Source organism: Domibacillus indicus (genome assembly GCF_023715895.1).
Classification (GTDB): domain Bacteria; phylum Bacillota; class Bacilli; order Bacillales; family Domibacillaceae; genus Domibacillus; species Domibacillus indicus_A.
Window position 1 is genome coordinate 69,447 of sequence record NZ_JAMBOO010000010.1, and the last position, 12,364, is coordinate 81,810.

Below are 12,364 nucleotides of genomic sequence, written 5' to 3' on the forward strand. Positions count from 1 at the left end.
GAGGAACGAAGTGGAAACCATTTCTTTAAAGCTGGAACTAATGAAGCCAACCCATGCAAAAGAACAGATATACTGCAAAATGACCGAATTAAACACCGGATTTTCCAATTGGCTTCTTCAGTATGATGAACTTTCAAAAGCCACTTCGAAGGTCTACAAACTTTTTTCTACGGACAAATTGCCTTCGGCCATTGTCAACCAAACCATCCGGGAAGTAAAATCACAAAAGAAAAATCAAAAAGCAAAAGCTTTTCGCCGTTTTTGGTGTACCTTTAACAACCAAAATTTAAAAGTTGAAAAAGAAAACAACTTATACAAACTCTCCTTTCCTACATTAGAGAAACGAGTCAGTGTTCCAGTTGTGGCTGAGCTCTATCAGCAGCATTGGCTTGATAAGATATTGTCCGGCGAAGCAAAACTAGGTGCCGGCGAGCTTTATGAGAAAAAAGGGAAATGGTATATGTCTGTGGCGGTTTCCTTTGAACCGAAGGTCGTTTCCCTTTCTTCTAAAGTAATGGGTGTAGACGTAGGGCTAAATTATTTAGCTGTTGCTTCAATAGGGACAAATTCATTGTTTTTCAAAGGAAACGAGGCTGCTTTTATTCGAAGAAGATTTTCTTTGAGGAGAAAAACCTTAGGAAAAAATAAGCTTCTTTCTGTTATTAAAGCCTTCAAAAATAAAGAGTCCCAATGGATGAAAAATCTGAACCATAAAATAAGCCGGCAAATCGTTCATTTCGCTGCAGAGAACGGTGTTCGCTGCATTCGAATGGAAGATTTGACAGGCATTCGCCGTAAAGCCAAATCAAAAAAAGACGCAGGCAGAAATCTGCACTTCTGGGCACATTATCAGCTTCAGCAGTTTATTGAATACAAAGCCAAAATGGCAGGGATTCAAGTTGAATATGTGAATCCACATCATACCTCTCAAACATGTAAATGTGGCCATGTAGACAAAAAGAATCGAAAAAAACACACGTTTGCGTGTGTCAAATGCCAATATACACTTCATGCCGATGCGAATGCCGCCATTAATATTTCGAAAGCCATCAGCGGCCTTTCAAAAAAGAAAAACAAGCAAGCAGCTTAACCTAGTCCTGTGGTAACAGCAGGACCGCCTGTAAGGTACATGTATGCCGAAGGCATATAAAACGAAGCAGGATGGGCTGATGACACCGCCCTTAACTGAAGGCGAGTTCTAAACAGAAATGGACTGGGAACGCGTTCGCACTTCAGAATCCCACCCGTCTCACCGCAAGGTGAAGGGCTTGCGGCTTTAGCCGTGGGAGTGTCAACAAGCAGGGTCCTGTTTAAAGGCTAAGAAATATACTTTTGTTCACTGGGAAAAAGAAACATGAGGAGAGTAAGGAGTAAAACTGAAAAACAGTATAGAGAGGTGAACTGCTGGCAAGGATCTTAAAACCGCTTAAGAGGAAAATCAATTTCTGCTTGTGAAATGAACTATTCTTTATGCAGGTAATAAAGAAGGTTCATCTTAATCATAAGCTAAGCAAATTACAAATATACAAGTATATATGTATTTGTGTATATGAGTATATCTGTAAATGAGTATACACATATACATATCTATAAGTATACATTATATCCGTACCTACTCTATTTATCTCCTGAAGGAAAACATTTTATACAGGCCACAGTTCTAAAACATTTTAATTTCTTCCCCGGAAGGCCTCTCCGTTCATAACCATGTTTAGGAAGTGATAAGTTTTTAAAGCAAGGGGATTGTTCCTTCTCTCTCACCACTCAATATACCTCAGTTATCGTGATGAGAAGAGCTTACAGTCTTTTATATCACTCAAGCAAAAGTTAAATCAATTGGGCAGCCTTCAATAGAATATAAAAAAAGCCTCCCTTTTACTTAAAGAACAAGTAAAACGAACTCTTTTTATCTCCTCTATAGTTTGTTTTTGAAACAATCTTTTATCGTGTTTCTTCTATTATGTGGTGAACGTAATGAACGTAGAGCGAATAGGAAGCAGTGAGAAAAAGTAAGAAGGTTTGTTATTCGCTAAAATCCAAGTTGCTTGGCTGCTTGAAGAGCTTTTCAATGCCCAGCATATTGGTTAGAGGTACTTTTTTGTCTACTTCCTCTAAACAAAACCCATGTGCCCATACTCTTCCTTCTCCAATGAGTAAAACACCGAAGAAAATCGAGGCGCTTTGTTCAGGAACATCCAATACGACAGAATAATGATTTCAGTCAGTTGTTCCTTCAATTGGGCAATCGCTCATATTATCAAATTGTAGTGTGTCATCGTCTGCATTGTCTACCCGCAGCCAAGCTGCACATTTTGTGGCATTTTTTGTTTTTTAATAGCAGGACAATTTTAAACGCTTCCCCACAAATTGCCCGGCTTAGAAACCTTGCGTCATCGTCCTAAACTGCTATACGATTCTTCACTTTTTGCGGCGAGTAGCCCGGCTTTAGTTCCTGTGTGAAAAACATTCGTATCTATAGAAATGTCATATGGTTCGGGAGGTAAACCACTTAAATACCAGCCTTTAATGGATTCAGTCATACTCATCGCTTATTCCACCCTTCGATCCATATGTTTTTCATCATTTGACGATACTTTCCTGAAGGCAAGTTGTAAACCTCTTTAAACGTTCGCGTGAATGCTTCCTGTGATTGAAAGTGAAATAAAAAGCGATTGTGATAAGGAGTTTCTCAGAATGCAATAATAGCGTTGCAGCCATAGCGAGCCGGCGAATGCGAATATATTCACCAATTGACTTACCTGTTTCTTGTTTAAAGACACGCAGCAAATGATATTTAGAGTATCCCTTTACAAATGGAAAAAAATTCAAGTGCAGATTCTCTGTTAAGTTTCTCTCGACGAAAGCAATCGCTTTTTGTGTAACCTCGCTATCATACATTCCACTCACCTCAAAACCATCATATCGAATATAGAGGAAAATTGTTTGCTTCATACTGCTAAGAGCAGCTCTCCCGAAAATCATGGTCTTAAATCGAGCGATACATCTTCAGAAAAAGGAAATTCATACTTTACAAATCGTGTACTTTTCATGTATTAAAATGGTTTGTTTTCTATTATTATTGTTTTAAATATTAATATTAGTACTAATATTAATACTGAAAAGAAGGGGCTGACAAACCTATCATTAAGCTTATTTTCAGCACAAATCCGATATACATATATACACATATACTAATATACAAGTATCATTGTATATTAGTATATGTGTATATGAATGAAAAACATTCTGTAGTAAATCAATGTTACTATCAGTACGTTTACTGCACGTCATTCTCCTTTGTTCTTCCGCTCTCTTATAAAATATTTACACGATCAAGACTGGTAAAGCGAGTATCCATATCATCATTTATTTTCTTTTTATTTTTAACGATAATCATACGATTAAATCAACATGTACAATAAGATGCCAAAAGATATTAGCTTAAAGAGGATGGTTATATTCGATACAATGAAAATATTATGGTGAATGTCTAGGCTTATACTGATGAGTTCTTTCTATATAATAAGCGTCACAAAACAAATACGGAATTCACCTCCCATAAAAGCACTAACAGTTCATATAATGGCTCAACTGAAATAAAAGTAAAAGCATAATTGGTATTGTTTCTCATATAAATACTTCTACTAATTAAATACGTAACTTGACTTCCACAGAAACAACTTTTCAATATGAGTACTAGTATCAATACTAAAATTAGTACTAACATGAATATGAGCAGTCATACTACGTTCATTGCCATATCTGTATCAAAAAAGATACGTACTTTATTTTTAAAGAATGTACTAAAAATAAATTCCTTCTTTAATAAAACCGCTTACTCAATGTAAAGATTAAATGAAGTAAAGAGTTTGAAATGAAAATGAAAACAGCCATCAATAAGGAATTTAAGCTTTGTACGGCATCTAGATTAGCTTTCATATGGATCACGACTCTCTTTTAAACTTCAAGCAGCTATTGACGTTGAAATGTTTATTGCTATGAATAATGAGCAGGCATCGCTAATAGAATATATATTAGTGGGTTTCTATATAAAAAGAATCAGCTTAAACAGAGAGAAAGGGTGGTTAGAAAATGAGAGTAATTGCTGTCAACAATAATAAAGGCGGGTCTTTAAAGACGACGACAGCAACAAACCTGGCCGGTGTTTTGGCAGCCGAGGGGAAACGGGTGTTAATCATTGATGCAGACAATCAAAGCAATGTGGCTTTGTCGTTTGGGAAAAATCCAGATGAGTTTGAAGTTAGCTTGTATGATGTGCTGATCAATCAGCTGGAGCCAAAAAAAGCGGTTCAAAATGTCTATGAAAACTTAGATATCCTCCCAGCCAATGACGATTTAATTGGATTTGATTTTGAGGTGATTGGCAAAAGCAAAAAGTATCGCGCACCTTTCTCGATTATGCAGAAAACATGCAGCTCTTTGCGGGATGATTATGAATATATTTTAATTGATACGCCGCCATCTCTTTCTTTAATGGTCGGAAATGTATTTGCTTTTGCAGATTCGGTTTTAATTCCATTTTCTCCAGAGAGTTATTCCATGCGTTCATTAGTAAAAGTGTTGGGAACCATTGATGATTTTAAAGAACAGTTTAACCCAGAGCTGAGGGTGCTTGGAGTTGTTGGAACAATGGTTAATTTCCAGACGATTTTACATCAGGAAGTGATGCAGGAAACACGAAGATATTGCGCGGAAAGCCAGATTCATTTATTTGATTCCTATATTCCAAGAAGCATTCGATTTGCCAGCAGTGTAGCATACGAAAAAGTGCCGGCTACACTTGCAAAAAAGTCCACTGATATTGCGAAAAGCTACTTTGAATTATGGAAGGAGATTAAAGAAAATGAGCAAGCAAGGTAAAGGATTAGCAGGGTTCGGAGCCGTCGCTGCAACAGCCGGTGCAAGGGTACAGCCGGAGAGAGAAAAACAGCCTGAAGCTAAGGTGGAAGTGATCCACAGCATGGAGAAAAAAGAGCAAATAAGAGAAGAAAAACAGCAAGATGCATTGAGTAATAGTGTAGGGGACATTCTCCATTCTGTTACTAAAAAGCCCAAGCCTGTTCTTAAGCGGCAGATCAGTGCTTATATTGATGAAGATGTGGCAAAGAAATTGGACAAGTTTGGGAAGGAACACGGGAAGGGAGCCAAGTCTGAATTAATCAATAATTTTTTAAAAAGCGTACTAAAGTAGAAGTATATTTGTATATAAATATACACATATACACATATACAAATATATAAGTATATTTGTATATGGAAGTTGGGGAACTATATACAGAAATGAAAAGCTGCTTTTAGAGAAGACAGCATCTGCTGCCTGTTCTTAAGAGCAGCTTTTTTGTATTTAGCTCTATAAGAAGAAAAGAAAATAATAAATATTTTTGTACATTTTCGTTAAAGTATTGTTGTTTGGGAACGGTTTAGATAGTATAGTGTAGGGGGCATTTGTACAGAACATTATTAACGGAGTGAGCTTCTTGATTTTTAATTCGTTCGAATTTATTTTTATGTTTCTTCCGGTTGTGTTTATTGTTTATTTTGCTTTAAACAAAATTAATTTCACGTTATCAAAAACCTGGTTGTTTTTAGCTTCTTTATTTTTCTACGGCTGGTGGAATCCGATTTATCTGCCGCTGCTTTTGCTTTCTTTAACAGTTAACTATATTATCGGTACCAATCTTGGAAAAATGCATAATCAAAAGAGCAAAAAGATTCTGCTCACAGTTGGGATTTTGTTTAATATTAGTTTGCTGGGCTACTTTAAATATCATGATTTCTTTGTGGAAAATGTAAATGCCGTTTTTGGCACTGATTTTGTGATTTTAAATTTGGTTCTTCCGCTGGCGATCAGCTTTTACACGTTTCAAAAGATTCCTTATCTTGTTGATTCCTACCGTGGAGAAACAAAAGGCTACAATCCATTAAATTATGGCTTGTTTCTTACCTTTTTCCCGCAGCTGATTGCCGGACCGATTGTTCAGCATAATGATGTAATGGTTCAATTTGAAGATAAAGAAAATCGGAAAATAAACTATAACAATATTGCAACTGGTCTTTTTATCTTTGGAATCGGGCTGTTTAAAAAAGTAGGAATTGCAGATACGTTTGCTGTATGGGCGAATGCCGGATACAGCACACCGGAAAACCTAACATTTGTGGATTCTTGGGTGACATCGCTATCCTATACATTCCAGCTTTACTTTGATTTCAGCGGATACTCTGATATGGCCATTGGGGCAGCTTTGTTGTTTAATATTGTACTGCCGGTCAATTTTAATTCCCCATACAAAGCGCTCAGTATTCAGGATTTCTGGAGAAGATGGCATATGACACTTTCCAGATTTTTAACGAATTATATCTATATCCCGCTTGGAGGAAATCGTAAAGGAGCCGTCAGAACCTATCTAAACATTTTAGCTGTCTTTTTTATCAGCGGAATTTGGCATGGAGCCGGGTGGACATTTATTATTTGGGGTATTATGCACGGTGTAGCAAGTGTGATCAACCGATTGTGGAATCGGGCAGGCTTTAAGCTTCCTAAACTGCTGGCATGGTTTATTACTTTCCAATTTGTCAACGTGGCATGGGTGTTCTTCCGTGCTCCATCGGTGGAAGTCGCTCTTCAGATTTTAAAAAGTATGGTCGGTTTAAACGGATTCAGCCTGCCAGATGATTTGCAGAACAAAGTGTTTAACACCTTGGACCTTCCATATTATGATTTTACGATTATGGATAGCTTCGCGAAAGGAGCACTTCTGCTTGTCATTGCATTTGGGATTGCTGTTTTTGCTAAAAACTCTATTCAGCTGAAAGATGCATTTAAGCCAAATTGGCCGACAGCTGTTTATCTGGCTGTCCTGGTTATTTATTCGGTTCTTCAGTTACAAAATGTATCAGAATTTCTGTACTTTAACTTTTAAAAGGAAAAGCTGCCGATATGGCAGCTTTTTTTGATAGAAAAAATCATGGCTGTGCCCGCCCGTTATTTGTTTTACGAACAGTGATTGACCCATATGTGATGACTTGTCATAATAAATGAAACGAAGTCATGAACAGGGAGTATGAATGTGAAGATACAGGCAATTTCAAAAGAGCAGGCATGGGAAATCAGGCACGTTGTGATGTGGCCTGAACGGGAACTCGAATATATTCAATTAAAAGACGATGATAAAGGTCTTCACTACGGCCTATACAGCGGTAATAAACTCGTTTCTGTTGTATCATCATTTGAAAAGGATGCTGAAATGCAATTTCGTAAATTTGCGACCCTCCAGGAAGAGCAGGGAAAAGGGTATGGCAGCGAACTGCTTCATTTTCTTTTAAATGAAGCACAAAAGCGGGACGTAAAAAGAATATGGTGCAACGCAAGAAAAGAAAAAGCGCCGTTTTACCAGAAGTTCGGCCTGGTTGAGACAGGGCAATGTTTTCAACGAGATCAGAAGAAATACATGGTGATGGAAAAGGTCTTTTACTAACAAATAGGAAACGAGTGAGAAAATGAACGATTTTTCAATTCAAAAGCCAATCCCGTATTATGAACAGTTTTATCATTCAATTAAAAAAATGATTTTTGAGGGAACATTCAAGCCGGGTGAGCGAATTGTCGAAAATCAGCTGGCCAAAGAATTTGGAGTGAGCAAAAGCCCAATCCGGGAAGCCATTCGAATGCTGGAAAATGAAGGGTTAGTCGTAACAGATGAAAAATCAAGAGTAAAAGTGTATGAACCGACGATTCAGGACGTAGAAGAAATTTATTTTTGCCGAATGGCTCTGGAATCATTTGCGGTTGAACGAATGACAAGTATGGCAACAGAGGAAGAAATTCAATCCATCCACCAAGTGCTTCAAGAGACCGCCGAAGCCATTGAAAATGAAAGATCAGCGGAAGTGGTCGTCACATTAAATGAGCGGTTCCATCATTTGATTATTGCATACACACAAAATAAGCGCCTGCAGAAACAGCTGGATGGTTTAAAATCTCTTACGTACTTTTTTCGGATTTTAAATCTTGAAGGAGAAAACAGGGCTGAGGTCATTTTGGAACAACATCATAAAATTTTTGGCTGCATACAGAACAGAGAAGGAAAAAAAGCAGCAGAAGAAATGATCAGCCACCTCAAGCTGGATCTGGATCATTTAAAAGAGGTGCTGCCAGAATGAACAGAAAATCAAAAATAAGTCTAGTTTGGTAAGCTGCCGGCCATAAAAGCCGCAGCTTTTTTATTTTTAAAAAATAAAACGCTTGCATTGTTACAGGTTATTTTATATGATCATTTTATAATCGGTCGACCGTCGACCGATTGGATACTTAGTAAAATAGTGAAAAGGGGCGTAAACATGAAAAAGCTGAAAATAGCCAGTATTCCAGGAGACGGGATTGGGAAAGAAGTAGTGCCAGCAGCAACCGATGTGTTGAAAACGATCGCAGAAATTCATGGCGGATTATCTTTTGAATTTAAAGAGTTTCCTTGGAGCTGTGAATACTATCTGGAGCACGGACACATGATGCCGGAAGACGGAATGGACAGACTAAAAGATTTTGATTCGATTTTTTTAGGAGCGGTGGGAAATTTACAGCTCGTTCCGGATCATATATCACTGTGGGGGCTACTGATTAAAATACGCCGTGAATTTGAGCAGCAGATCAACATACGTCCTGCCAAAGTTATGAAAGGTGTTCGATCGCCGCTTGTAAACCCAAAAGATTTTGATCTGATTGTAGTCAGAGAAAATAGTGAAGGCGAATACAGCTCGGTTGGCGGAAATATATACAGTGGTGAAGATGAAATTGCGATTCAAAATGCGGTCTTCTCCCGAAAAGCAACGGAAAAAGCGATGCGCTACGCATTTGAATTAGCTGCAAAGCGGAAAAAGCATGTGACCAGTGCAACAAAATCAAATGGCATTACATTCTCTATGCCATTTTGGGACAGCGTTTTTAAAGAGGTAGCCAAAGATTATCCAGATATTCAGCATGATTCCCAGCATATTGATGCTTTGTCTGCTTTTTTTGTTACACGTCCTGAACGTTTCGATGTAATTGTAGCGAGCAATTTATTCGGTGATATTCTGACAGACTTGGGTGCAGCCATTATGGGCAGTATTGGCATTGCGCCAGCAGCTAATATTAACGTGAACGGAAAATATCCGTCTATGTTTGAACCTGTTCACGGGTCGGCACCTGATATCGTTGGAAAGGGAACGGCTAACCCGATTGGCCAAATTTGGACAGCTAAACTGATGCTGGATCACTTTGGAGAAGAAGAGCTTGGAGCTGTGCTACTGGATGTAGTAGAAAGTGTGACAAATGATGGAATCTTAACGCCAGATATCGGCGGAAACAGTACCACAAATGAAGTGACAGCCGAAGTGATAAAGCGATTGAAAGAAGTTGACCGAAAAGGAAAATAGGATGCTTTATTAAAAAGAAGAACTAAACGCCTTTTCCTCATATACAATAGGATTACGGAAAAAGCACTGAAAGGCACCCCAATGGTTGAACAAAAAATCAACGATCGGGGTGTTTCTTTATGTGAAAATATTGTAAGTAAGTAAAAGCAAGCAGGAGGGCCCTTCTCCTTTATTCACAACTAGCTGGATGGCCTTCTTCAACTTAAACGTGCCATCGGAAACAGCCAGTCATATATAATAGAAGAAACTCGTCCATCTGAAGCGTGACACCCATTTTTTGTACCTTCTTTCCTCCATTTGGTTTAATATCCTACATAGTCTTGCAATATTATTTTTACAGATATACTTATAGTCGAAGCAAGGAAAAGCGAGAAACTAACCATTTCATTCGAACATTTTAAAACGCTAATGACAGCACGAAAATACAGAGTGAGACATACATTTTATCCTTCAGGGAACGAAGGCACAAAGGAGTTTGTGTCTATAGCGGCAGAGTACAATAAAATACAGCGTAACGTAGAAACAGTAAATGATCATTTCTATAGGAAACAACTTTGACATACCGTATAGGTGTGTTTTTTCGTATATTTTTTTAACAAAAAAGGTCTTTAAGTGTCTTATTTATTTAAAATGATAGATTACAGCATTAATAAAAAGTCGATTTTCAGCTTTTATCAACGTCTAAAAGATAGAGAGAAATGATCTTTTAGAATCACAGACCTTTTAAAAGAGTATGATACAATTTAAACTAGTGTTTTTACAAATAAGGAATTGATTTACAGATTGAGTAAAAAACCTTATCAGGAGATGAGTGAACAAGAATTACTTGCCGAAATAGCTGTCATACATAAACGGACAAAGTTTAAGCCAAGACAGTTAATTCAGGATGAAAATGCATGATTCTTCTTAACCTCAGTAATAAACAAGACCATGACTGGTATGAGAATGATAAAGAACATGATTTTGGCGCAGGATGCCGCAATTGTAGTGTAGAGTAGGAAAAAAAAGGGGCGCCCAAAGTTTAAAATAAACTACTGTTTTATGGAAGTTACTTGAATACCGCTTTTTTCTGTGTGATACATAAAGCGGATTTTTAAGGAGGAAAAAATGACAGGAAAACATTATGTTCAAATTGGACGGGAGCTCGGCTTTTTATATCAAGACGAAGAAACAGGAGACAAATACTTTTCAGCGGGAAATGGGATTGAACAAGTTGAACTTCCAGAGTTTGAATACATACTTTGGCGGCAGTTTCGTAAGTTTGACACGTTAGACGAGTGGAAGATGCTTATACACTCTAAAACCAAAAAAATATCAAACGATGATTTAGACCGGATTTTACATAGATTTTATTCTTTGAATTTAATTCGACAATGGAAGTTCGAGACTACAGAAGACCCTGAGTTAGCAGGTATTTTTGTTACCCGCAATGCTTATGCGTATGGACAGATAGAGGGGCACTGGGTTCTCGGTAACCACAGGGAAAATGGAAATAATATTTCGCTTAATCAGGAGCAGTATCACTTATGGAACGCGGCAGCTGGCGGTGCTCCGCTGCTTCAAGTGCTCGATACCATTATGACGAAGCTGTCTTTAACAGAAGAAAAAGCGCTGGAGCTGCTGACTAAGGAAGGATATTATCTGATTCAGCTAGGGTTCTGGAACACCGAGTATCTGCCGATTTTGATGGAGGAGGAAGCGTAATGAGCAGCTTATTGGGAAATTTTTTGTCCCGTGCATCAAATGCTTTGGAAGCGAAGAAACTTGTCCTTTCTAATGAAAAAGAAGCAACAGGACAAGACAATGGAGACAAAAGGTTAGTCGCAGTCGGCGAAGTAATGGGTGGTTTTCCAAATGACTCAGCTTCTTTAACATTTTCTATTAAATATGGGAACGAAGAAATTGTTCTTGAACAGTTTACATACAACGTGTGGGAGACTGTCAAAATAACTCTTACCACGCGTTTCGAAGCAATAACCTTACTGAAAACAAAGAAGCCGGCCGAAGAAGTGGACCAGGCCATTGATAAGCTGTTGGAAAAAGGGCTGCTGATCGAATGGAATGATACTTACGACGAAAATTATTTTAAGCTTTTTTCTTTAGTCCCCAAAGGATGGGTAACTGAAATGAAAGAGAATGAATACTGCGTGCTCACCTTCAGAAGATCTGAACCGGTTTCCCTAACTATGATGGGCTACTTTTTATGGCGGCATGCGCATTCGTTTTTAAGCTGCAACTCAACGATTCAGCCGATTCACGAGGCAACTGGAGTGGAGATTGTACTGATTCGGGAAGAATTTACCCGCTGGATCCCAATTCTGGTAATGTATGATTTATTGGCGATTGTGCCTAACCGCTAAAGGTGAGTTATTAATATGGGAATAAAAGAAAGACAAAACGCCTAAAACCTATCTATCGGTATCATAAAAAACGTAAAGAGAAAACAAATGACTGGTTTTTCACTTTTTCATCGTCGATCGCCTGCTAGTGCTCTATAATAGTAGAAAAGGAGGCGGTTCAGGTGTTAATCGATTTTCAGTTAAGGGACAAAGACGATGTACAAAAATTGAATCAAATTGCGCAGAACCACTCATTCGATGTATGGGTGCAGAGCGACAATCAGCTGTTTGATGCAAAAACCCTTCTAGCTTTGTATACACTTCCGTTTAATCAGCCGCTTCACATTGTAGTAGAAGACGATGTAGACACATCGCTGCTTCGCAAAGAACTATCGTCTTTATAAAGCGATTCACGCAAAAAACGTTTCAGCCTGCAGGCAAGGACTTCAGGCTTTTTTGTATTCTACAAAACATCAAATCTTTATGCTGTTTCCTCCCCATATTCCTGCATTAATTTAATAAATTAAATTGCATTTGCTTTTCGGTGGCAGGCATAAATCTAGCGCAGAAGTAACAGCAAAGGAGAATCTAGA

Annotated in this window: 12 protein-coding genes; 10 read left to right on the plus strand and 2 right to left on the minus strand. The window is 38.0% G+C overall.

All coding sequences use genetic code 11. The features are described 5' to 3' along the window. Window positions 1-10: 10 nt before the first annotated feature. Window positions 11-1,090, plus strand: a complete 1,080-nt coding sequence (locus M3221_RS15185) for an RNA-guided endonuclease InsQ/TnpB family protein (RefSeq protein WP_251272585.1) — start codon at window positions 11-13, stop codon at window positions 1,088-1,090. A gap of 1,300 nt (window positions 1,091-2,390) precedes the next feature. Here the strand turns inward: M3221_RS15185 and M3221_RS15190 are convergent. Beyond that, complete coding sequence (locus M3221_RS15190; protein ID WP_251272586.1) at window positions 2,391-2,546, minus strand: hypothetical protein; 156 nt, start codon at window positions 2,544-2,546, stop codon at window positions 2,391-2,393. A 34-nt stretch (window positions 2,547-2,580) separates the two neighbouring features. Then, window positions 2,581-2,952: a helix-turn-helix domain-containing protein gene (locus M3221_RS15195; RefSeq protein WP_251272587.1), complete on the minus strand. Its 372-nt coding sequence runs from the start codon at window positions 2,950-2,952 to the stop codon at window positions 2,581-2,583. A gap of 1,140 nt (window positions 2,953-4,092) precedes the next feature. Here M3221_RS15195 and M3221_RS15200 point away from each other — a divergent pair. The 9 genes from M3221_RS15200 to M3221_RS15240 all read left to right on the plus strand — a co-directional run bounded on the left by M3221_RS15200 (window position 4,093) and on the right by M3221_RS15240 (window position 12,175). Beyond that, window positions 4,093-4,881, plus strand: a complete 789-nt coding sequence (locus M3221_RS15200) for a ParA family protein (RefSeq protein WP_251272588.1) — start codon at window positions 4,093-4,095, stop codon at window positions 4,879-4,881. Then, a complete protein-coding gene (locus M3221_RS15205; protein WP_251272589.1) occupies window positions 4,865-5,212 on the plus strand; it encodes a hypothetical protein in 348 nt (115 codons plus the stop codon). The genes M3221_RS15200 and M3221_RS15205 overlap by 17 nt, the downstream gene beginning before the upstream one ends. A 286-nt stretch (window positions 5,213-5,498) precedes the next feature. After that, window positions 5,499-6,941 (plus strand): MBOAT family O-acyltransferase, encoded by a 1,443-nt coding sequence (locus tag M3221_RS15210; protein ID WP_251272590.1) that lies wholly within the window; start codon window positions 5,499-5,501, stop codon window positions 6,939-6,941. A 141-nt stretch (window positions 6,942-7,082) separates the two neighbouring features. Further along, window positions 7,083-7,496 carry a GNAT family N-acetyltransferase gene (locus tag M3221_RS15215; protein ID WP_285880755.1) on the plus strand — a complete coding sequence of 138 codons (414 nt, stop codon included), beginning with the start codon at window positions 7,083-7,085 and terminating at the stop codon, window positions 7,494-7,496. Between the two features lie 22 nt (window positions 7,497-7,518). Then, window positions 7,519-8,181: a GntR family transcriptional regulator gene (locus M3221_RS15220; protein ID WP_251272592.1), complete on the plus strand. Its 663-nt coding sequence runs from the start codon at window positions 7,519-7,521 to the stop codon at window positions 8,179-8,181. A gap of 177 nt (window positions 8,182-8,358) precedes the next feature. Beyond that, on the plus strand, window positions 8,359-9,432 hold the full coding sequence (locus M3221_RS15225) for a tartrate dehydrogenase (protein ID WP_251272593.1): 1,074 nt from the start codon (window positions 8,359-8,361) through the stop codon (window positions 9,430-9,432). 1,107 nt (window positions 9,433-10,539) lie between these two features. Further along, window positions 10,540-11,136 (plus strand): hypothetical protein, encoded by a 597-nt coding sequence (locus M3221_RS15230; RefSeq protein ID WP_251272594.1) that lies wholly within the window; start codon window positions 10,540-10,542, stop codon window positions 11,134-11,136. Next, window positions 11,136-11,792 carry a hypothetical protein gene (locus M3221_RS15235; RefSeq protein WP_251272595.1) on the plus strand — a complete coding sequence of 219 codons (657 nt, stop codon included), beginning with the start codon at window positions 11,136-11,138 and terminating at the stop codon, window positions 11,790-11,792. Before M3221_RS15230 ends, M3221_RS15235 begins: the two co-directional genes overlap by 1 nt. Window positions 11,793-11,953: 161 nt before the next feature. Continuing rightward, entirely contained in the window at window positions 11,954-12,175 is a 222-nt protein-coding gene (locus M3221_RS15240; RefSeq protein WP_251272596.1) for a hypothetical protein, read from the plus strand. The last annotated feature ends 189 nt before the right edge of the window (window positions 12,176-12,364 follow it).

Coding starts and splice junctions, on each gene's coding strand:
- M3221_RS15195 (WP_251272587.1), bottom strand. CDS start 2,952: ATGAAGCAAACAATTTTCCTCTATATTCGATATGATGGTTTTGAGGTG.
- M3221_RS15225 (WP_251272593.1), top strand. CDS start 8,359: ATGAAAAAGCTGAAAATAGCCAGTATTCCAGGAGACGGGATTGGGAAA.
- M3221_RS15235 (WP_251272595.1), top strand. CDS start 11,136: ATGAGCAGCTTATTGGGAAATTTTTTGTCCCGTGCATCAAATGCTTTG.
- M3221_RS15220 (WP_251272592.1), top strand. CDS start 7,519: ATGAACGATTTTTCAATTCAAAAGCCAATCCCGTATTATGAACAGTTT.
- M3221_RS15205 (WP_251272589.1), top strand. CDS start 4,865: ATGAGCAAGCAAGGTAAAGGATTAGCAGGGTTCGGAGCCGTCGCTGCA.
- M3221_RS15230 (WP_251272594.1), top strand. CDS start 10,540: ATGACAGGAAAACATTATGTTCAAATTGGACGGGAGCTCGGCTTTTTA.
- M3221_RS15200 (WP_251272588.1), top strand. CDS start 4,093: ATGAGAGTAATTGCTGTCAACAATAATAAAGGCGGGTCTTTAAAGACG.
- M3221_RS15190 (WP_251272586.1), bottom strand. CDS start 2,546: ATGAGTATGACTGAATCCATTAAAGGCTGGTATTTAAGTGGTTTACCT.
- M3221_RS15215 (WP_285880755.1), top strand. CDS start 7,083: ATGAATGTGAAGATACAGGCAATTTCAAAAGAGCAGGCATGGGAAATC.